Source organism: Pseudomonas sp. R1-43-08 (genome assembly GCF_003852255.1).
Lineage (GTDB): Bacteria > Pseudomonadota > Gammaproteobacteria > Pseudomonadales > Pseudomonadaceae > Aquipseudomonas.
Window position 1 is genome coordinate 4,704,745 of record NZ_CP027734.1, and the last position, 20,918, is coordinate 4,725,662.

Genomic DNA, 20,918 nt, shown 5'->3' on the forward strand with positions numbered 1-20,918 from the left:
ATTGGAGGACAGGTGCACCAATAGACTGCGGAGTATGGGGGAAATTACATTAAGGCAATGTTTTGTCCCGGCGAAGATGCAGCAGGTACTGCACCGGCCCCGACGCCGCGTAGACCAGGAAAGCTAACAATAGAATTCTCGGCGGGTCGCTGAACACCACCGCAAACACCAGCACCACAACTAGAATCGCCACGAAAGGCACACGCCCCTTGAGGTCGAACTCCTTGAAGCTGTTGTACTTGATGTTGCTGACCATCAGCATGCCGGCTGCCGCAACCATCAAGGCTACCAGGAACGACATCTTCGAACCCTGGATGCCATAGTCACTGAACGCCCAGACGATACCCGCCACCACGCCCGCAGCAGCCGGACTGGCCAGGCCAATGAAGTAACGCTTGTCGGCAGTGCCTACTTGAGTGTTGAAGCGCGCCAGACGCAACGCCGCGCCCGCCACATAGATGAAGGCCACCATCCAGCCGACCTTACCCATGTCACCCAGCGCCCAGGCAAACGCCAGCAACGCCGGGGCGACACCAAAGGCAACCATGTCCGACAACGAGTCGTACTCGGCACCGAAGGCGCTTTGGGTATTGGTCATGCGCGCCACACGACCATCCAGTCCATCAAGCACCATGGCGACGAAGATGGCGATGGCAGCAAAACCGAAATACTTGCTGGCACTCGCGGCATCACCCGCCGCCAATGCGCTCTGGGCACTCATCGAGTTGATGATGGAATAGAAGCCGGCAAACAGGTTCGCCGTGGTGAACAGGTTGGGCAGCAGATAGATGCCACGATGCCGGACCTTGCGGCCTTCCGCGTCATGCCCTTCTTCGACATGTTCATCGATTGGCAGCAGGCTTTCGGCGTCAGAAGCCTGGCTTGGCTCTTCGGGACGTTCGCTCATGGATTTTACCTTGCAACGGTGTGAAAAAAATTCGACAGATACTTGCGGCGAGTGTTCGCCCGCAAACGATGCAGCTTTATACCAGAACCCGCTTACCCAAACGAAAAAACGCGGCCGAAGCCGCGTCTTCCCTTGATACGTGCGACTTAATTCTTGGCTTTGTCGACGATCTTGTTGGCACCGATCCACGGCATCATGGAGCGCAGTTGCTCGCCGATGATTTCGATACCGTGGGCGGCGTTGTTACGACGCTTGGCGGTCATCGAAGGGTAGCCGGTCGCGCCTTCGCTGATGAACATCTTGGCGTATTCGCCGTCCTGAATACGTTTCAGAGCGTTGCGCATCGCCTGACGGGACTCGGCGTTGATCACTTCCGGGCCGGTGACGTACTCACCGTACTCGGCGTTGTTGGAGATCGAGTAGTTCATGTTGGCGATACCGCCTTCGTACATGAGGTCAACGATCAGCTTCAGTTCGTGCAGGCATTCGAAGTAGGCCATTTCCGGCGCGTAGCCAGCTTCAACCAGGGTTTCGAAACCGGCTTTCACCAGCTCAACGGTACCACCGCACAGGACGGCTTGTTCGCCGAACAGGTCGGTTTCAGTCTCGTCCTTGAAGGTGGTTTCGATGATGCCGGTACGACCACCGCCGACACCGGCAGCGTAGGACAGTGCAACGTTCTTGGCGTTGCCCGAAGCGTCCTGGTAGATCGCGATCAGGTCGGGAATACCGCCGCCCTTGACGAACTCGGAGCGTACGGTGTGGCCCGGAGCCTTCGGCGCGATCATGATCACGTCGAGGTCAGCGCGCGGCACGACCTGGTTGTAATGGATCGCGAAGCCGTGGGAGAAGGCCAGGGTGGCGCCCTTCTTGATGTTCGGCTCGATTTCGTTCTTGTACAGCGCGGATTGGAATTCGTCCGGGGTCAGGATCATGACCAGGTCGGCAGCTGCCACAGCGGAAGCAACGTCGGTCACTTTCAGGCCGTGGGCTTCAGCCTTGGCAACGGTCGCCGAGCCTTTGCGCAAGCCAACGGTGACGTCAACGCCGGAATCTTTGAGGTTGCACGCTTGAGCGTGGCCCTGGGAGCCGTAACCGATGATGGCGACTTTCTTGCCCTGGATGATCGACAGGTCACAATCTTTATCGTAATAAACTTTCATGAGGTTCCTCTATATATCCAGGCCGTAAGGCCATTCGCTAATTGGGTTAGATGCTGAGTACTTTGTCGCCACGGGCAATCCCGGTGACACCACTGCGTACGGTTTCCAGAATCGAGGCCGTCCCGATCGACTGGATGAAGCTGTCCAGCTTGTCGCTCGTACCGGTCAATTGAACGGTATAAACGCTGGCGCTCACATCGACGATCTGCCCGCGATAAATATCGGTGGTGCGCTTGATCTCGGCACGCTGGGCACCTGTGGCCTTGACCTTGACCAGCATCAGCTCGCGCTCGATGTGGGCACTTTCCGACAGGTCGACCAGCTTGACCACTTCGATCAGCTTGTTGAGGTTCTTGGTGATCTGCTCGATCACCTCATCGTGGCCCACGGTGGTCAACGTCAGGCGCGACAGGGTCGGGTCTTCGGTCGGGGCCACGGTCAGGCTTTCGATGTTGTAGTTGCGTTGCGAAAACAGGCCGACAACACGAGACAGAGCGCCGGGTTCGTTCTCCAGAAGCAGGGAGATAATGTGCCGCATGATTAAGTACGCTCCGTCTTGTTCAGCCACATGTCGCGCATCGAGCCGTCTTTGATCTGCATCGGGTAGACGTGCTCGCTGGTATCCACCTGAATATCGATGAACACCAGGCGGTCCTTCATGGCGAACGCCTCTTCCATCTTCGGCTTCAGATCTTTCAGATCGGTGATGCGCATGCCGACATGGCCATAGGCTTCAACCAATTTGACGAAATCCGGCAACGATTCCATGTAGGAATGGGAGTGACGGCTACCGTAGCTCATGTCCTGCCACTGACGAACCATGCCCAGCACGCCGTTGTTCAGGCAGACGATCTTCACCGGAAGGCCGTACTGCAGGCACGTTGACAGTTCCTGGATGTTCATCTGGATGCTGCCTTCACCGGTGACACAGGCAACGTCGGCATCCGGAAAGCTCAGCTTCACGCCCATGGCCGCCGGAAAACCAAAGCCCATCGTGCCCAGGCCACCGGAGTTGATCCAGCGGTTAGGCTTGTCGAATTTGTAGTACTGCGCGGCGAACATCTGGTGCTGGCCCACGTCGGAGGTCACAAAGGCGTCGCCCTTGGTCACTTCGCACAGGGTTTCGATCACGGTTTGTGGCTTGATGATGCTGCCGTCGCCCTTGTCGTACGGGAACAGGCCGCGGTCACCGCGCCATTCGTCGATCTGCTTCCACCAGCTGGCAACGGATTCCTTGTTCGGCGTTTCGCCGATGTCCTTGAGCGCGGCGACCATTTCGGTCAGCACGCTTTCCACCGGGCCCACGATTGGCACGTCGGCCTTGATGGTCTTGGAAATGGACGCCGGGTCGATGTCGATATGGATGATCTTGGCATTCGGGCAGAACTTGCTCGCGCCGTTGATCACGCGGTCATCGAACCGTGCGCCCACCGCCAGAATCACATCGGCGTGGTGCATGGCGAGGTTGGCGGTATAGCTGCCGTGCATACCGAGCATGCCGACGAATTGACGGTCCGAACCCGGGAATGCGCCAAGCCCCATCAAGGTATTGGTCACCGGCAGGTTGAGCAGCTTGGCCAATTCTGTGAGCGGTGCGGAGCCGCCCCCAGAATCACGCCGCCGCCGGAGTACAGCACCGGGCGCTTGGCCGCGAGAAGCATTTCCGCCGCCTTGCGGATTTGTCCGGAGTGCCCACGTACGGCCGGGCTGTAGGAGCGCAGCTTGGCTTTCTTCGGGAAAATGTATTCGAATTTCTCGGCCGGGTTGGTCATGTCCTTGGGAATATCCACCACGACAGGTCCCGGACGACCGGATTGTGCGAGGTAGAACGCCTTTTTCATGATTTCCGGAATTTCCGACGCGTGCTTGATCATGAAGCTGTGTTTCACGATCGGGCGGGAGATACCGATCATGTCGGTTTCCTGGAACGCGTCGGTACCGACCATGGTGCTGGCGACCTGGCCGGAAATGATCACCATGGGAATGGAGTCCATATAAGCAGTCGCGATGCCAGTGATGGCATTGGTTGCGCCTGGGCCGGAGGTTACCAGTACCACGCCGGCTTTACCGGTGGCACGGGCATAACCGTCAGCCATATGGGTTGCGGCCTGTTCGTGGCGAACCAGGATGTGGGTAACAGCCGGTTCCTTGAACAGTGCGTCGTAGACATGCAGCAGAGCACCACCTGGGTACCCGTAGATATAGTCGACGCCTTCGTCACGCAAAAAGCGGACGAGCATCTCACCGCCAGATAAAAGCTCCACGTTGTTCACCTCTAAAACGCCAGAATACCGTCCGTTAAAAACCGACGGGTCTTAATAGGTTTACTTCTCAACAGAGCATGAGCGACGGTGGTCGCCGACTACGTCAGCACTGACTGAGCAAGTATTGGGATCGTCCCAAGTGTTGCGGGCTTTTCCCACCCAGCGCGAGGTAACGCGTTGCGGGTGTTGCAGGTCGGCGCGGGTGTGCGCCTCATGATCTGCCGAGCGGGCCTGCTTCTGGCAGTCCCGATACAGCGGACTTTGGATTCTTCTGTTTCAGGCCCTTCAAGTCAAGCAATAATTGCGCTTTTTTCCAACTAAGCGCATGAGAACGTAGGAGAAAGGCCTGTGAGGAGGGATAAAACTCGCCTGAATGTCGTCAAGCGGTAGAAATATGCGCAAGACTGCCGGAAAACCCGACAGTCAGGCAATTAACCAGCGTCAGCGATCAGTTGGTCGAACTTTTTCAGCGCATTACGCAAGCCGAGGCTCTCTCGCGGACGGTCGGCGTAGACCATCTCGGCCATTTCCAGAATGCCGGAAGCGTTGGGCAGAGGCAGGTCTTGTTCGAGGATCTGCTTCATGCGTACCAGGAAAATCCATTGCAGCCATTGGTGAAAATCCAATGTGTCGACCGAAAAAGGCTCGACGCTGCTGAGCGCTTCGGCGCTGGGGGGCACTTCACCCCACCAGCCCTGCACGCGCAACTCTCGCTCGATCAATAACAACTGCTCGGCAATCGCCGGGAACCGCCCATCCATCAGAGGCTGACCTTGGCTTTTGCCCGAGCCTGGGCAGCGCCGGCAGCGTCGCCTTGGGCGGCACGCGCGTCACCGATCAACCCCCACAGGCTGGCTTGCAGGTCGGGGCGACCGTTGGCCAGGGTCAAACCACGGCGAGCGAACTGCTCGGCTTGCGGCGCATCACCCTGGGCCAGGCGTACTTGGGCCAGGCGATACAACACTTGTGGTTCGCGAGGGGCAACGCGTTGAGCACGCTCCAGGCTCGACGAAGCGCCATTGAGATCACCACCGGCCTGCTGTTGCTGGGCGGTGGTGAGCAGCGCCAGTACCGGGCCATCCAGTTGTTCGTCAGCCGACAGGCCGCCAGCAGTGGACGACGAAGGAATACCGCTCGGCGTCGATGGCATGGTGTAAGTGCCCTGGTTGACCGGCGCCGTCTGGATCGGCGTGGAATCGATAGGCGCGGACGTGTTTGGCCCTGGGGTCCATGGTTCGGCGCTGATCGGGGCTGCGGTGGCAGCACCACTGCCCGGCACCATCACCACCACGCCCGAGTCCTGCGGCATGGCCTGAGGCTTGGCCTGTGCCGGACGGTTGGTCACGGTTTGACGAAACCCGCCATTGGCCGAAATCCGGTCGTTATTGGAGACGTTAGTACTCGAATCCACCACCGGAATCGAGCCGCGTTGCACGCTGGAGCAACCGCCGAGCAAAGCCAGAACGGTAATCGCTGGAATCCACAACTTGTTCACTTGAAACCCTCTTTGCTTAATTCATCCAGCCCTTGACCCAATCCATCACCGAGTCCGCATCAGCAGGGGCACTGCCCCCGCATGCGGCACCGGCTGGTGGCTCGCTGCCGCGAATATACGGCATCTGCACCGCACCCGGGCAGTTGGCATCCGAACCCTGGCCCGTGTGCGGATCAATCCAGGCCTGCACGATATTGTCCGGCTGCGGCATGTTGAGTGGCAACGGGTCTGCCTTGCGCATGAAGCTGGTCCAGACCTGCAGCGCACCGGTCGCTCCGGTGAATGGCGTCTTGCCATTGTCGTCACGGCCCAGCCACACCACGGCCAATACGTCCTGGCCAAAACCTGCGAACCAACTGTCGCGCGAATCGTTACTGGTGCCGGTCTTGCCCGCCAGCGTCAGGTTCGACGGCAGCACGCTGTAGACCGAGCGCCCGGTACCTTCACGCATCACGCGCTGCATGGCGTTTTGGATCAGGTAGATGGAGCCCGCGTCGAAGCGTTGCTGGATCTGGAACGGGTAGCGCTTGAGCGGTTCGCCCTCGGCGGTCAGCACGCTGCGAATACCGCGCATCGGCGTATTGAAGCCACCGTTGGCCAAGGTCTGGTACATGGTGGCCACTTCCATCGGGCTCATGGCCGCCGCGCCCAGGAGCATCGAGGGGAACGCCGGGAACTCGCGCTCGATACCCAGTCGCGCCAGGGTTTTCAGCACATTCGGCACACCGACTTCCAGCCCCAGGCGCGATGTCGAGATGTTGTAGGAATGCGCCAGCCCCTGATACAGGAACACGGTGCCGTGGGAGCGGCGGTCGAAGTTCTTTGGCGTCCACACCTGGCCATCGGCGCCTTTGATCGACAGCGGGTCATCCGACAGCCAACTGGTCAGTGTGTACTTGCTCGGTTTTTCCAGGGCGGTCAGGTAGACCGCTGGCTTGACCAGCGAGCCAATCGGGCGCACGGCATCCAGCGCGCGGTTGAACCCGGCGAAGCTGGCCTGACGGCTACCGATCATGGCCTGGACCTCGCCGGTTTCCGGGTTGGTCACCACCATCGCGGCTTCTACTTCATCGGAGCCTTTGCGGCCTGTCAGGCGCTTGAAGGTGTCATTGACCGACGCTTCGGCTTTCATCTGCAGGATGGGGTCGAAGCTGGTGAAGATTCGCAGGCCTTCCTCGGTCAAGTCTTCGTCGCGATAGTCCTCGCGCAGTTGGCGTTTGACCAGGTCGATAAAGCCGGGGAATGAGCTATCTGCCAGCTTGCCGCGAGTGGTAACACCCAGCGGCATTTTCTTCGCGGCCGCGACCTGCTCGGCCGTGGCGACGCCCTGCTGTTCCAATACATCGAGTACCAGGTTGCGGCGTTCAAGCGCACGCTCGGGGTTGCGACGCGGGTTGTAATAGGACGGCCCCTTGACCATCCCTACCAGCAGCGCAACCTGGTGCAACTTCAATTCGGACAACGGCTGCCCGAAGAAGAACTGGCTGGCCAGGCCGAAACCGTGCACTGCGCGCTGACCATCCTGGCCGACGAAGACCTCGTTGAGGTACGCCTCGAGAATTTCCTGCTTGCTGTAATGCAACTCCAGCAGCATTGCCATCATGGCTTCGGTGAGCTTGCGGGTGAGGCTGCGCTCGTTGGTCAGGTAGAAGTTCTTCACCAATTGCTGGGTGAGCGTACTGCCGCCCTGGGTCATCTTGCCGCCGGAAGTATTGACCCACACCGCGCGGGCAATCGATTTGGGCGAGACGCCCCAGTGGCTGTAGAAGTCGCGGTCTTCTACTGCTACCAGGGTTTCCAACAGGTACGGCGGCGCCTGATCGAGCTTGATCAGGATCCGGTCTTCAAGATTCTTCGGGTAGATACCGCCGATCATCAGCGGCTCGAGGCGTACCACTGGCAGCTTGGCGCCGTTGAGCGACGACAACTCAGCCACGTAATCGCCGGAAAAACGCACGCGTACCGGCTGGGCTTTTTCCAGGCCTTCGTAGAACTGGAAGCCGCGGGTGTTCAGGTCGACGGTATTGCCGCTGACGGCCGCCGCGCCCGGGCCGTTGCTCACGGGTTCGCGGCGATAGCCCAGCGCATCGAGTTCGGTGAGGAAGTCCTCCTTGCTCAACTTCTGGCCGGCGAACAATTCCAGCGGGCGTGCGTAAACCTTGGCCGGGATGGTCCAGCGCTTGCCGGAGAACTTCTCCTGGACCACGGCGTCGAGATACACCGCCACGCCGGCGAGCGCCACAAGGCCAACCAGGCCGAGCTTGAGCGCCCAGCCCAGCCACGGGCGCAGGCTGCGCGAAGGAGGTTTTTTACGGGAACGGGGAGATCGGGTTCGAGTCATGGCGGCGGATTATACGCACTTTATTGATGATCAACATGAGCCGGACAGCGGTTTGCACGACCGCCCGTAGCGGCCATAATGCTCGCCATGATTTCTCCCAGACTTTGAAGGATCGCCCGTGAGCCAGTCCCTGATTGCCGCCCTGCAAAACCCGGCGTTGTACCCGCATCCGGTGGAAGCGTTTCAAGTCATTGAAACCCACATTTCCTGGGTGATCCTGACCGGTCCCTATGCTTATAAACTGAAGAAACCGATGAACTTCGGCTTCCTCGATTTCACCGACCTGGAAAAACGCGGTCACTTCTGCAACGAAGAGCTGCGCCTCAACCAGCGCCTGACCGAAGATTTGTATCTTGAAGTGTTGCCAATTACCGGCACTGCCGACGCACCGCAATTGGCGGGCGACGGCCCGGTGATCGAGTACGCGCTGAAAATGCGTCAGTTCCCGCAAAGCCAGATGCTGAGCACCTTGCAAGCCAACGGTGAACTCAGCAGCGCGCACATTGACGAAATGGCCAAGCAGATTGCGCACTTTCACCTCACCGCGCCCAAGGTCCCGCAGCAGCACCCGGCCGGCACCCCGGAAGAAGTGATGGCACCGGTCCGCCAGAACTTCGAACAGATCCGCCCGTTCCTGAGTGACAAGGCCGACCTCATTCAACTGGAAGCCCTGCAAGCCTGGGCGCAAAGCAGCTTCGAACGCCTCAAGCCGCTGCTGCAACAGCGCAAACTCGATGGATTCACCCGCGAATGCCATGGTGATATCCATCTGGGTAATGCCACGCTGATCGATGGCCGTGTAGTGATCTTCGACTGCATCGAATTCAACGAGCCGTTCCGCTTCACCGACGTGTACGCCGACACCGCGTTCCTGGCGATGGACTTGGAAGACCGTGGCCTCAAATGCCTGGCACGCCGATTTATCAGCCAGTACCTGGAACTGACCGGCGATTATCAGGGCCTGGAGCTGCTGAATTTCTACAAGGCTTATCGCGCAATGGTGCGGGCGAAAGTTGCCCTGTTCAGCATGCCGAGCGAAGCCGACCCGGTGCAACGCGCCACCACCCTGCGCCAGTACCGTAATTATGCCAATCTGGCGGAAAGCTACAGCACGATTCCGTCGCGCTTCCTGGCCATCACCCACGGGGTTTCGGCTGTGGGCAAAAGCCATGTGGCCATGCGCCTGGTCGAGGCCTTAGGCGCTGTTCGCCTGCGTTCGGACGTGGAGCGAAAGCGCCTGTTTGGCGAGCAGCAGGTCGAAAACACTCCGCAAGCCGGCATTTATAGCGATGATGCCAGCGCTGCGACGTACACACGCCTGAATGAAATAGCCGACACCGTGCTGCGCGCCGGTTTCCCGGTGGTGCTGGATGCTACCTTCCTGAAACGCGAGCAACGTGACGCGGCGGCCCGGGTTGCCGAAGCCACCGGGGCCCCGTTCCTGATTCTGGATTGCAACGCCCCCCAGGCCGTCATCGCCAGTTGGCTGGCACAACGTCAGGCAGATAAAAACGATCCGTCCGACGCAACGTTGGTGGTTATTGAAGAACAAAACGCCAGTCGTGACCCGCTGACCGCTCAAGAGCTGCTGTTGAGTAAACGCGTCGAGACCAATGAAAGCGGGACGCTCGATGCATTGGTCGGGCATATTCGTCAACGCTTGCCCGGCCTGTAAGAAATATTTCTTGGTCGTGTCGTCTACTTTGGCGCACGACCCTGCAATAGTGGCACTATAATGGCGCCATAATTCCAACAGGAGTCGCCGTCATGAGTCAGCCCAAGCTTCTTGATACACCGCTCTATGCGCTCCTGCACAAGGACGACATTCGGGGCTTCAACCAAGAGCGCCCCGAAGGCGGCGTTATCGACATGCGCGGCGGCGACTTCCGAGGGTTGGACCTGCGCGAGCTGAACGCTGCGGGGATCGACTTTACCGACGCCTATTTCCGCTCCGCCGACCTGCGCGGGCTGGATTTGCGCGAGTGTTCACTGGAAGGCGCCAGCCTGGCCCATGCGCAGATTTCCGGTACTTACTTCTCACCCGACCTGACGGCTGACGAGATTCTGATGTCGGTGAATTTCGGTACCCGCCTGCGTTACCGCACCAAATAACCTCAAGACTCCGGCTCCCGGCTGCTTTCAAGCTTGCCGGGCGTCTTCCCGTGCCTGACACGTAGGGTCATTCTTATAAGCTTTTCAGCCGTTCTCGAGCAAAGAATCACGCTTTTCCTACTGAGCGCTACACTCATTTTCAGGCTTGCCTGGTCACGATACCCACCGCACCATTCGGCCGTCGCAAGGAGGCTCGATGAACGATGAGCTGCAACACCTGAAGAATCTTGGCAAGACGTCGGCGCAGTGGCTGCATGCGGCGGGCATCCACAGCGCGTCCGACCTGCGCCGCCTGGGCGCGGTCGATGCTTACCGAGCCGTGCGAACTCGCGGGTTCCGGGCATCAAAAGTGTTGCTGTATGCGATTGAAGGCGCGCTGATGGACGTGCATTGGAATGACATTCCCACAGAGCGCAAGGAAGCGTTGAACCGTCAGTTGGAGGCGCTCTCAACACGCCAGAAGATGTAAATCCACCGATTTTCAGGATTTTTGAGAAAAGTAGGGGAATGTTGTTGACTCTCAAATGAGAATCGTTATGATTATCGCAACTGGTCGCGAGATCAGCCGATAACTGAAAGACTATTGGTTCGGACTCTCAGATTATCTCCTCATCAGGCTAATCACGGTTATTTGACCCGGCTCTTGCCGGGTCTTTTTTTGCCTGCAAAACGCCGGTTCAACGCGCGATGATCAACGGATGACCACGCTCCGGATGCAACTGCACCAACACATCCAGACCAAATACCGCCTTGAGCGGCTCGGGGCGCAGCACCTGTGCGGGCGTGTCCAGGGCGCGCGGGCATCCGTTCTCCAGTAACAGAATTCGATCACAGTAACGGGCGGCCAGGTTCAGGTCATGCAGGATCACCAATACCGCTGCGCCACGATCGGCAAAGCGCCGGATCGCCTGCAAGGTCGTGTGCTGATGCAACGGATCGAGCATCGATGTCGGCTCATCCAACAGCAGTGTCTGCCCCGCCTCGCCCGGCCATAATTGCGCCAACACACGGGCCAGGTGTACCCGTTGACGCTCCCCGCCCGACAAGGCCAGGTAACTGCGACCACTCAAGTGCCCTACATCTGCCGCCTGCAGTGCCGCGCTGATGATTTCCTCATCGCGTACTCGCCCGGTCTGATGCGGCAAACGTCCCAGCCCTACAACCTCTTCGACACGGAACGCGAAGTCCAGGGTCGAGCTCTGGGGCAGTACCGCCAGGCGCTGTGCTCGTTGCGCGCCGCTCCAATGCTTCAACTCTTGCTGATCCAGCCAGACCTTGCCCTGATCAGGCGTCAACTCGCCGCACAGCGCGCTGAGCAAGGTACTTTTGCCTGCACCATTGGGCCCTAATACACCGAGAACTTCGCCCGGCAGCAGCTCCAGGGTGACATCTGCCAGTACGGTTTTACGCCCGCGGCGGATCTGCAACGCTTCCACTCGCAGCATCAGGCGCGCCCTCGCAGTAATAAATAGAGGAAAAGTGGCGCGCCAATAAACGCGGTGACAATACCGATCGGCAGTTCCGCCGGCGCCAATGCCAAGCGCGCCACCAGATCCGCCAACAGCAACAAACTCGCGCCTGCCAGCACGGAAGCCGGCAATAACACCCGGTGGTCCGGCCCGGCCAGCAACCGCACCAGATGCGGCACCACCAACCCGACAAAACCGATCATGCCCGCCGCTGCCACCGCCGCACCCACGCCCAACGCCGTACAGAACACCAGCTCACGCTTGAGCTTTTCCACATCGATGCCCAGGTGGCTGGCCTCGGACTCACCCAGCAACAGCGCATTCAAGGCTTTCGCCCGGCGCGGCAACCACAGCGCCACGCCCGCGCTCACCAGCAGCAACGGCCATAAACGTGAATAGCTGGCACCATTGAGGCTGCCCAGGTTCCAGAATGTCAGGGTGCGCAAGGTGGCGTCGTCCGCCAGGTAGGTAAACAGCCCCACCGCGGAACCGGCCAGGGCTGTCAGCGCGATGCCGGCAAGCAACATCGTCGCGACGTTGGTCTGGCCATTGCGTCGGCCCAGTCGATACACCAGCGCCGTCACGCCCAGGCCGCCCAGAAACGCGCAAATCGACAAAAGATACGGCCCGAGCGCCTCCGGCAGCCCGCCAAACAACGAGCCGCCAACAATGGCCACCGCAGCCCCCAGCGCCGCGCCACTGGACACGCCCACCAAGCCAGGATCGGCCAGCGGGTTGCGAAACAAGCCCTGCATCGCCACCCCCGACAAGGCGAGCACACCGCCCACGGCCAGGCCCAGTAACGTGCGCGGCAAGCGAATCTGCCCCAGGATCAACTCTGCCTGTTCGAGCCCCTGGGCCTCAATCGGCACTCCGATCATTCGCAACGCAGCCCTGAGCGTGTCGAACAACGGCAGGCTGACCGGTCCCAGGGCCAATGAAAGCCAGATCGCCAGCAGACATAACAGCGCAAGCCCGATAAACAGCGTTTTCGGTTTGACCAACCGGGTCATGGGGCGGGTTCAGCCTGGGACGGGTAAAAGCCTGCGGACAACTGCGCCAGGCTCTGCGGCAAGCGTGGCCCAAGCCCGCCCACCAGCAGCGTCGGGTCCAACTCCAGCACTCGGCCGTTCCTGGCCGCTGGCGTGGAAGCGAGGATGGGGTTTTCCTTGAACAACGCCACCCGGGCCGCTTCACCACTGAGCGCCCGATCAGCAACTACCAGTACATCCGGGCTTAACCCGGCCAGCGACTCCGCCGAGAACGGCTTGTAACCACTGTGAGTCGCCAGATTATGGCCGCCGGCCTGCTGCAGCATCCAGTCAGCGGCGGTGTCTTTACCGGCGATCAACGGCTTGCCGCCGGCGTGCCCGAGCAACAGCAACACGCCAGGCGCTTTTCGCGTCAAGCGGGCCTTGGTCACCCAGGCTTTCTGCTGATCCAGCGCCTGCTCATATCCGGCAAACAATTCGTTGGCCTTGGCCTCGCTGCCCAACAGTGTGCCCAGGTGCGCCAGGTTGGCTTTCAGGCTGGGTAAGTCCGGCTGTGCCGAGAACATCTCTACCTGCACGCCCGCATTGCGGATCTGCGCCAGCACCGGTGGTGGCCCCATTTCTTCGGTTCCCACCAGCACCTGCGGGCGCAGGCTCAGAATGCCCTCGGCCGACAGCTGGCGCTGATAACCGATACTGGGCAATGCCTTGAGTGAGGCCGGATGCTGGCTGGTGGTGTCCACGCCGACCAGCTTCGGCTCACCTCCCAGTGCCGTCACCCATTCCGATAACGCGCCACCGGCGCTGACCCAGCGTTGCGGCAGGTCCAAGGCTTGGGCCGCGTGGCTGACCAGCAGTCCGGCAACTAGCGCAATAACGCTGGCACTCAGGCGCATAACAGGGTTTCCTTCCAAGGCGGGGCCGCTCAAGCACTCATTGATGTGACAGATAAACCCTGCCCGGCATCGTAGTGAGCACCCGATCAGCTGACGGGTGAAGCGGGCATTTGATAATTGTTTGCATTTGAACGTCAAGGCACTTAAGGATTGAAATGAAGTTTCTCTGCCCCTCCGAGGCTTTAGCGCCCGACAGCAGCCTCGGTTTTGATATCGACGGTTGCAAACTGTTGGCCGTGCGGCGCGCTGGCGTTGCCTACTTCTATGTCAACCGCTGCCCCCATCGCGGCGTCCCACTGGAATGGCAACCGGACAGCTTCCTCGACTCAAGCGCCAGCCTGATTCAATGCGCCACCCATGGCGCGCTGTTCCTGATCGAAAGCGGCGAATGCATCGCCGGCCCGTGCGCAGGCCAAAGCCTCACCGCCTTGCCCGGCCGCGAAGACGCACAGGGCCTGTGGGTGCAACTCTAGCTGCCCAGCAGCACCTTCAACGGCCGGTCGATACAGATTTCTTCAGGCGTGACCCGCACGCCGTACGCCAGCACCTCCACACCCGCTGCCTTGGCCTCACGCAACGCGGCGGCATAACCCGCGTCAATTTCCACCGCTGGGCGCACCGCATCGATCCCCGACAAATTAACGCAGTACAACTGCACCGCCCGCACACCTTCACGCGCCAGGTGGGCCAGCTCCCGCAAGTGCTTGGCACCGCGCTGGGTCACCGCATCAGGGAAAGCCGCCACAGAGGTGCCATCAAAGCCCAAAGTGACACTTTTGACTTCGACAAACGCTGCCCCGTGCGGGTAGTCCAGACGAAAATCGATCCGGCTTCGTTCCTGACCGTAAGGCACTTCGCGTTTCAACGCGGTAAAGCCATTGAGTTCATTGATCAGCCCGGCCCGCAATGCCTCCTCCACCAACTGATTGGCGCGTGCCGTATTGACACAGGCCAGCCGGCCCTGGGGCGTTTCGGCGATTTCCCAGGTGCCTGGCAATTTGCGCTTGGGGTCGGCGGAACGGCTGAACCAGACCTGGCCACCTTCGACCATGCAGTTGAGCATCGAACCGGTGTTCGGGCAGTGAATGGTGAGCAACTCGCCGGTAACGGTTTCGATATCGGTGAGAAAACGCTTGTAGCGGCGGATCAGCCGCCCTTCTTCGAGGGGAGGATGAAAACGCATCAGCCTTGCCAACTCCGCAAGCCACGGGCAATTCGCTCCACCGCCTCTTGTAGCCGGTCGAGGTTTTGCGTGTAGGCAAAACGCACATGGTGACCCGCCTGATAACGGCCGAAATCCAGCCCGGGGGTAAAGGCTACATGTTCGGTTTCCAGGAAATGGCGACAGAACGCGAAGGCATCTCCACCAAACGCGCTGATATCGGCATAGAGATAGAACGCGCCTTCTGGCTCTACGGCGATACCGAATCCCAACTCGCGCAGCGCCGGCAACAGGAAGTCACGGCGCCGGCCAAACTCGGCGCGGCGCTCCTCCAGAATGCTCAGGGTTTGCGGGGTGAAACAGGCCAGGGCCGCATGCTGGGCCATGCTCGGCGCGCTGATGTAGAGGTTTTGCGCCAACTTCTCTAATTCGCCCACCGCCGCCGGTGGCGCCACCAGCCAGCCCAGGCGCCAGCCGGTCATGCCGAAATACTTGGAAAAACTATTCAGGACGAAGGCATCGTCGTCGACTTCCAGCACGCTCGCGGCGTCGGCGCCGTAGGTGAGCCCGTGATAGATCTCATCCACCACCAGATGGCCGTCGCGCGCCTTGATGGCGTTGGACAGGTCGGCCAATTCTTCCCGCGTCAGAAGCGTCCCGGTCGGGTTGGCCGGGGAGGCAACCAGTGCGCCGACGCTGTCCTGGTTCCAGTGTTGCGCCACCAGGTCGGCGGTCAATTGGTAGCGCACTTGCGGGCCGACCGGCACCAACTGCGCCGCGCCCTCGATCAAGCGCAGGAAATGCCGGTTGCAGGGGTAGCCCGGATCCGCCAGCAGCCAGTGCTTGCCCGGATCCACCAGCAGGCTGGTGGCCAGTAACAACGCGCCGGAGCCACCGGGCGTGATCAGAATGCGCTGCGGATCTATGCTCAACCCGTAGCGCTGCTGGTAGAAACCGCTGATCGCCTCGCGCAATTCGGGCAGCCCACGGGCGGCGGTGTAGCGGGTCTTGCCGTTGGCCAGCGCGGCCTGGCCAGCCTGGATGATCGGTTCGGCGGTGGTGAAATCCGGCTCGCCGATTTCCAGATGGATCACGTCGTGGCCGGCTGACTGCAGCTCATTGGCGCGCGCCAGCAATGCCATGACATGAAAAGGTTCGATGGCGCGACTACGCGCACTGTAGGGCTGAGCCATTAGCCTTCCTAGACGGTGAGGACAAAATCTGGATTCTACCGAACCCTCGCGATAAAACATGTTCTATTGCCTGCCCGGCCGACTTCACGGCCAGGCAAGCGCCGGCAAAACGACTAAAATCAACATTCGAGACGAGACATACCCAGCCACGACGGGCCGCTGCAGTTTGCAACCCCCGACGCGACAGGCTCGACAACCGGGAGTGGCGCACCCCGAATCTATCTGGTAAGTTCGCCCGCTTGCAGCCGCAGGGCCGGCAGGTGTCGGTGACGTTGCAATCCTGCGCAATGGATTAGAAGAGTGAGAGGCGGTCTATTCATGTCCACCCAAGCAAAGCAACAGCAGACTCAAGGCCTCGGCGGCTTCGAACCCTATGTGGAAAAAAAGGGCGAGGAGTACATGGGCGAGCCCATGCGCGAGCACTTCACCAAAATCCTGAACAAGTGGAAACAGGATTTGATGCAGGAAGTCGACCGCACGGTTGACCATATGAAGGACGAAGCAGCCAACTTCCCTGACCCGGCCGACCGTGCCAGCCAGGAAGAGGAGTTCGCCCTCGAACTGCGCGCCCGTGATCGCGAGCGCAAGCTGATCAAGAAGATCGACAAGACCCTGCAACTGATCAAAGACGAAGAATACGGCTGGTGCGAATCCTGCGGCGTCGAGATCGGTATTCGTCGCCTGGAAGCCCGCCCGACCGCGGACCTCTGTGTAGACTGCAAGACCTTGGCCGAAATCAAGGAAAAACAGGTCGGCAAGTAATGCTTGTCGAGCTGAACGAATGGGGCGTGCGAACGCCCCATTTTTGTTGCTGGCGTTTACCGATTTTCCAGTAGTATCCGGCTCATGACTGCCTCTACCTATATCGGGCGCTTCGCCCCCACGCCCAGCGGCCATCTGCACTTCGGCTCCCTGGTCGCCGCCCTCGCCTCCTACCTCGATGCCCGCGCCAATCAAGGCCGCTGGCTGATGCGCATGGAAGACCTCGACCCACCCCGTGAAGAACCCGGCGCCCAGGCGGCAATCCTGCATGCCCTGGAAAGCTACGGTTTTGAATGGGATGGCGTACTGGTTCGGCAAAGCGAGCGACACGACGCCTACGCCAAGGTATTGAACGACTTGTTCAACCACGGCCTGGCCTACGCCTGCACCTGCTCGCGCAAACAGCTGGAACCCTACAACGGGATTTACCCCGGGCTTTGTCGCAATGCCGGCCACGACCAGCAAGATGCGGCTATCCGTTTGCGCGTGCCCGAGCTTGAATACCATTTTACCGACCGCGTACAGGGCGAATTCCGACAGCACCTGGGGCGCGATGCAGGCGACTTCATCATCCGCCGCCGCGACGGCCTGTACGCCTATCAATTGGCCGTGGTCCTGGATGACGCCTGGCAAGGCGTTACCGACATCGTGCGCGGCGCCGACCTGCTCGACTCCACGCCACGCCAGCTTTACCTGCAGGAACTGCTCGGCCTGCGCCAGCCGCGTTATCTGCATGTGCCCCTGATCGTCCAGCCGGACGGTCACAAACTGGGCAAGTCGTACCGTTCGCCACCGCTGACCGCAGACCAGGCCACGCCATTGTTACTCAGAGCGCTGCGCGCCCTTGGCCAGCCGGCCGGTGACGAGCTGCTTGACGCAAGCCCCAGGGAACTGCTGGATTGGGGCATTCGGCAGTGGGATGCCACACGGATCCCGCGCACACTCACCCTGGCCGAAGCGCAATTGAACTGAAGGCGCTTGCAGCTTGCCAGCCATCCGTTACCATCGCCGCAATTCTTCAATCAGAGGCCAACATGTACATCTATCGATTGGTCCTGCTGCTGGTCGTCGGGATCTACCTGTTTTCCCCCGCCATCATGGACTGGTGGATCGATGCCACGGGCGCCTGGTACCGTCCTTATCTGCTCTGGCTGATCCTGATCGTCGTGACCTTCATCCTGCAGAGCCAAAAAGATGCCGATGAGCTTTAGCCTCACCCAGATGCTGCTGATCAGCGCCGCCTACCTGGCGGCGTTGTTCGGCGTCGCCTGGATCAGTGAGCGTGGAATGATTCCGCGGGCGATCATTCGCCATCCCTTGACCTACACCTTGTCCCTGGGCGTATACGCCAGCGCCTGGGCGTTCTACGGTACGGTGGGCCTGGCCTATCAATACGGCTACGGTTTCCTCTCCAGCTACCTGGGGGTGTCCGGTGCGTTCCTGCTGGCGCCGGTGCTGCTGTACCCGATTTTGAAAATCACCCGCACCTATCAGTTGTCCTCCCTGGCGGACCTGTTTGCCTTTCGTTTTCGCAGCACCTGGGCCGGCGCACTCACCACGATTTTCATGTTGATCGGCGTGCTGCCGTTGCTCGCCCTGCAGATCCAGGCAGTGGCCGACTCGATCAGCATCCTCACCCGCGAGCCGGTGCAACATCGCGTTGCCCTGGCCTTCTGCGCATTGATCAGCCTGTTCACCATTTTCTTTGGCTCACGCCATATCGCCACCCGCGAAAAACACCAGGGCCTGGTGTTTGCGATTGCCTTTGAGTCGGTCATCAAGCTGGTCGCCATCGGCGGTGTCGGCCTTTATGCGCTCTACGGCGTGTTCGACGGCCCGCAACAGCTGGAATTGTGGCTGCTGCAAAACCAGACCGCCCTCGCCGCCTTGCACACGCCCCTGCAGGAAGGCCCCTGGCGCACGCTGCTGCTGGTGTTCTTCGCCTCGGCCATCGTGATGCCGCACATGTACCACATGACCTTCACCGAAAACCTCAACCCGCGCTCATTGGTCAGCGCCAGCTGGGGTTTACCACTGTTCCTGCTGTTGATGAGCCTGGCGGTGCCGCTGATTCTGTGGGCCGGCCTGAAACTGGGGGCCACCACCAACCCTGAGTATTTCACCCTCGGCATCGGCATCGCCGCCAACAGCCCGGCCCTGGCGCTGTTGGCGTATGTGGGCGGTTTGTCGGCGGCCAGTGGCTTGATCATTGTCACCACGCTGGCACTCTCCGGGATGGCGCTCAACCACCTGGTGCTGCCGCTGTACCAACCACCGGCCGAAGGCAACATCTACCGCTGGTTGAAATGGACGCGCCGCGCGCTGATCGTCGCGATCATCATGGCCGGCTATGCCTTTTACCTGCTGCTGGGCGCCGGGCAGGACCTGGCCAACCTCGGCATCGTGGCCTTTGTCGCCACCTTGCAGTTCCTGCCGGGCGTACTCTCGGTGCTGTACTGGCCGACCGCCAATCGCCGTGGCTTTATCGCCGGGTTGCTGGCGGGCATCCTGGTGTGGCTGGTGACCATGCTGCTACCGCTGGTCGGCAACCTGCAGGGTTTCTATATACCGTTGCTGAACATGATTTACGTGCTGGATGATACCAGCTGGCACATGGCCGCAATCGCTTCGCTGGCCGCCAACGTCCTGATGTTCACCCTGATCTCGCTGTTCACCAACGCCAGCCCCGAAGAAACCAGCGCCGCCGAAGCCTGCGCAGTAGACAACGTGCGTCGCCCGCAACGCCGCGAGCTGCATGCGGCCTCGCCTCAGGAATTCGCCACGCAACTGGCCAAGCCGCTCGGCGCCAAGGCCGCGCAAAAGGAAGTCGAACAGGCCTTGCGCGATCTGTACCTGCCATTCGATGAGCGCCGTCCCTATGCGCTGCGGCGCTTGCGCGACCGTATCGAAGCCAACTTGTCCGGGCTGATGGGCCCCAGCGTGTCCCAGGACATGGTGGAAACCTTCCTGCCTTACAAGGCGGGCGGCGAAAACTACGTGACCGAAGACATCCATTTCATCGAAAGCCGGTTGGAGGACTATCACTCACGCCTCACCGGGCTCGCCGCCGAACTCGATGCCCTGCGCCGTTACCACCGCCAGACCCTGCAGGAACTGCCGATGGGCGTGTGTTCCCTGGCCAAGGACCAGGAAATCCTGATGTGGAACAAGGCTATGGAAGAGCTTACCGGCATCGCCGCGCAACGCGTGGTCGGCTCTCGCCTCAATACCCTCGGCGACCCCTGGAAAGAATTGTTGCAAGGTTTTATCAACCTGCCCGACGAGCATTTGCACAAGCAGCACCTGGCCCTCGACGGCCAGACCCGTTGGCTCAACCTGCACAAGGCCGCCATTGACGAGCCCCTGGCCCCAGGCAACAGCGGCCTGGTGCTGCTGGTGGAAGACCTCACCGACACCCAGATGCTCGAAGACAAGCTGGTGCACTCCGAGCGCCTGGCCAGTATTGGCCGCCTGGCCGCCGGCGTGGCGCATGAGATCGGCAACCCGATCACCGGTATCGCCTGCCTGGCGCAGAACCTGCGGGAAGAGCGCGAGGAAGACGGTGAAATCACCGAGATCAGCGGGCAGATCCTCGAGCAGACCAAGCGCGTGTCGCGCATCGTGCAGTCGCTGATGAGCTTCGCCCACTCCGGCGCCCATCAGAATCAAGACGAAGCGGTGTGCCTGGCCAAGGTGGCGCAGGATGCCATTGGGCTGCTGGCCTTGAACCGGCGCAATTTCGAAGTACAGTTCTTTAACCTGTGCGATCCGGACCACTGGGTCGATGGCGACTCACAACGCCTGGCCCAGGTCCTGATCAACTTGCTGTCCAACGCCCGCGATGCAACGCCCGGCGGCGGCGCGGTACGCGTCAAGACCGAGGCTTTCGAACATACGGTCGATCTGATCGTCGAAGACGAAGGCAGCGGCATTCCACAGAACATCATGGACCGACTGTTCGAACCCTTCTTCACCACCAAGGACCCGGGTGAAGGTACCGGTCTGGGCCTTGCACTGGTCTATTCCATCGTTGAAGAGCATTATGGACAAATCACCATCGACAGCCCGGCTGACACCGAAAGCCAACGCGGCACCCGTATCCGGGTGACCTTGCCGCGTCATGTCGAAGCGACGTCCGCTGTGAACTGAGACCGTCGAGAGA

The 20,918-nt window shown here is 60.5% G+C and carries 19 protein-coding genes and 1 pseudogene; 8 read left to right on the forward strand and 12 right to left on the reverse strand.

Annotated features, from left to right (window positions below; all coding sequences use genetic code 11):
* Window positions 1–49: 49 nt before the first annotated feature.
* The 7 genes and pseudogenes from pssA to mrcB all read right to left on the reverse strand — a co-directional run bounded on the left by pssA (window position 50) and on the right by mrcB (window position 8,170).
* Complete coding sequence (gene pssA, locus C4J87_RS21585) at window positions 50–907, reverse strand: CDP-diacylglycerol--serine O-phosphatidyltransferase (protein WP_070994366.1); 858 nt, start codon at window positions 905–907, stop codon at window positions 50–52.
* A 146-nt stretch (window positions 908–1,053) separates the two neighbouring features.
* Window positions 1,054–2,070: a ketol-acid reductoisomerase gene (ilvC, locus tag C4J87_RS21590; protein ID WP_003212125.1), complete on the reverse strand. Its 1,017-nt coding sequence runs from the start codon at window positions 2,068–2,070 to the stop codon at window positions 1,054–1,056.
* Window positions 2,071–2,116: 46 nt separating this feature from the next.
* Window positions 2,117–2,608 carry an acetolactate synthase small subunit gene (ilvN, locus tag C4J87_RS21595; protein WP_003176102.1) on the reverse strand — a complete coding sequence of 164 codons (492 nt, stop codon included), beginning with the start codon at window positions 2,606–2,608 and terminating at the stop codon, window positions 2,117–2,119.
* A gap of 2 nt (window positions 2,609–2,610) precedes the next feature.
* Window positions 2,611–4,334: pseudogene (locus tag C4J87_RS21600) on the reverse strand (acetolactate synthase 3 large subunit).
* Window positions 4,335–4,765: 431 nt separating this feature from the next.
* Window positions 4,766–5,095 carry a YqcC family protein gene (locus C4J87_RS21605; RefSeq protein ID WP_124368357.1) on the reverse strand — a complete coding sequence of 110 codons (330 nt, stop codon included), beginning with the start codon at window positions 5,093–5,095 and terminating at the stop codon, window positions 4,766–4,768.
* On the reverse strand, window positions 5,095–5,829 hold the full coding sequence (locus C4J87_RS21610) for a M48 family metallopeptidase (protein ID WP_124368358.1): 735 nt from the start codon (window positions 5,827–5,829) through the stop codon (window positions 5,095–5,097). The genes C4J87_RS21605 and C4J87_RS21610 overlap by 1 nt, the downstream gene beginning before the upstream one ends.
* Before the next feature lie 16 nt (window positions 5,830–5,845).
* Complete coding sequence (gene mrcB, locus C4J87_RS21615; RefSeq protein WP_124368359.1) at window positions 5,846–8,170, reverse strand: penicillin-binding protein 1B; 2,325 nt, start codon at window positions 8,168–8,170, stop codon at window positions 5,846–5,848.
* Between the two features lie 118 nt (window positions 8,171–8,288).
* Here mrcB and C4J87_RS21620 point away from each other — a divergent pair, with 118 nt between their 5' ends.
* The 3 genes from C4J87_RS21620 (at window position 8,289) to C4J87_RS21630 (ending at window position 10,751) form a co-directional block, all read left to right on the forward strand.
* Complete coding sequence (locus C4J87_RS21620; RefSeq protein ID WP_124368360.1) at window positions 8,289–9,845, forward strand: bifunctional aminoglycoside phosphotransferase/ATP-binding protein; 1,557 nt, start codon at window positions 8,289–8,291, stop codon at window positions 9,843–9,845.
* Between the two features lie 92 nt (window positions 9,846–9,937).
* The gene (locus C4J87_RS21625; RefSeq protein ID WP_124364415.1) at window positions 9,938–10,282 is read left to right on the forward strand and encodes a pentapeptide repeat-containing protein; all 345 of its coding nucleotides are present in this window, start codon (window positions 9,938–9,940) and stop codon (window positions 10,280–10,282) included.
* Between the two features lie 196 nt (window positions 10,283–10,478).
* Window positions 10,479–10,751, forward strand: a complete 273-nt coding sequence (locus C4J87_RS21630; RefSeq protein WP_124364416.1) for a TfoX/Sxy family protein — start codon at window positions 10,479–10,481, stop codon at window positions 10,749–10,751.
* Window positions 10,752–10,959: 208 nt separating this feature from the next.
* Here the strand turns inward: C4J87_RS21630 and C4J87_RS21635 are convergent, their stop codons facing one another.
* Genes C4J87_RS21635 through C4J87_RS21645 form a run of 3 tightly spaced genes read right to left on the reverse strand, consistent with a single transcriptional unit; the run spans window position 10,960 to window position 13,639 of the window.
* On the reverse strand, window positions 10,960–11,727 hold the full coding sequence (locus C4J87_RS21635) for a heme ABC transporter ATP-binding protein (protein ID WP_124368361.1): 768 nt from the start codon (window positions 11,725–11,727) through the stop codon (window positions 10,960–10,962).
* The gene (locus tag C4J87_RS21640; protein WP_164487693.1) at window positions 11,727–12,710 is read right to left on the reverse strand and encodes an iron ABC transporter permease; all 984 of its coding nucleotides are present in this window, start codon (window positions 12,708–12,710) and stop codon (window positions 11,727–11,729) included. Before C4J87_RS21640 ends, C4J87_RS21635 begins: the two co-directional genes overlap by 1 nt.
* Window positions 12,711–12,760: 50 nt before the next feature.
* Window positions 12,761–13,639 (reverse strand): hemin ABC transporter substrate-binding protein, encoded by an 879-nt coding sequence (locus C4J87_RS21645; protein WP_124368363.1) that lies wholly within the window; start codon window positions 13,637–13,639, stop codon window positions 12,761–12,763.
* A gap of 155 nt (window positions 13,640–13,794) precedes the next feature.
* Between C4J87_RS21645 and C4J87_RS21650 the strand changes: the two genes are divergently transcribed.
* Window positions 13,795–14,112 carry a Rieske 2Fe-2S domain-containing protein gene (locus C4J87_RS21650; protein WP_124368364.1) on the forward strand — a complete coding sequence of 106 codons (318 nt, stop codon included), beginning with the start codon at window positions 13,795–13,797 and terminating at the stop codon, window positions 14,110–14,112.
* Here C4J87_RS21650 and sfsA read toward each other — a convergent pair.
* Both sfsA and C4J87_RS21660 read right to left on the reverse strand, forming a co-directional pair.
* Window positions 14,109–14,822, reverse strand: coding sequence for a DNA/RNA nuclease SfsA (gene sfsA / locus C4J87_RS21655; protein WP_124368365.1), 714 nt, complete (start codon window positions 14,820–14,822; stop codon window positions 14,109–14,111). The two genes, C4J87_RS21650 and sfsA, sit on opposite strands and share 4 nt — an antisense overlap.
* On the reverse strand, window positions 14,822–15,994 hold the full coding sequence (locus tag C4J87_RS21660) for a pyridoxal phosphate-dependent aminotransferase (protein WP_124368366.1): 1,173 nt from the start codon (window positions 15,992–15,994) through the stop codon (window positions 14,822–14,824). Before C4J87_RS21660 ends, sfsA begins: the two co-directional genes overlap by 1 nt.
* A gap of 318 nt (window positions 15,995–16,312) precedes the next feature.
* Here C4J87_RS21660 and dksA point away from each other — a divergent pair, with 318 nt between their 5' ends.
* The 4 genes from dksA to C4J87_RS21680 all read left to right on the forward strand — a co-directional run bounded on the left by dksA (window position 16,313) and on the right by C4J87_RS21680 (window position 20,905).
* Window positions 16,313–16,756 (forward strand): RNA polymerase-binding protein DksA, encoded by a 444-nt coding sequence (gene dksA, locus C4J87_RS21665; protein ID WP_003194150.1) that lies wholly within the window; start codon window positions 16,313–16,315, stop codon window positions 16,754–16,756.
* Window positions 16,757–16,840: 84 nt separating this feature from the next.
* On the forward strand, window positions 16,841–17,728 hold the full coding sequence (gene gluQRS / locus C4J87_RS21670) for a tRNA glutamyl-Q(34) synthetase GluQRS (protein ID WP_124368367.1): 888 nt from the start codon (window positions 16,841–16,843) through the stop codon (window positions 17,726–17,728).
* Window positions 17,729–17,790: 62 nt separating this feature from the next.
* Window positions 17,791–17,967 (forward strand): hypothetical protein, encoded by a 177-nt coding sequence (locus C4J87_RS21675; RefSeq protein ID WP_003176118.1) that lies wholly within the window; start codon window positions 17,791–17,793, stop codon window positions 17,965–17,967.
* Window positions 17,951–20,905, forward strand: a complete 2,955-nt coding sequence (locus C4J87_RS21680) for a sensor histidine kinase (protein ID WP_164487673.1) — start codon at window positions 17,951–17,953, stop codon at window positions 20,903–20,905. Before C4J87_RS21675 ends, C4J87_RS21680 begins: the two co-directional genes overlap by 17 nt.
* Window positions 20,906–20,918: the final 13 nt, after the last annotated feature.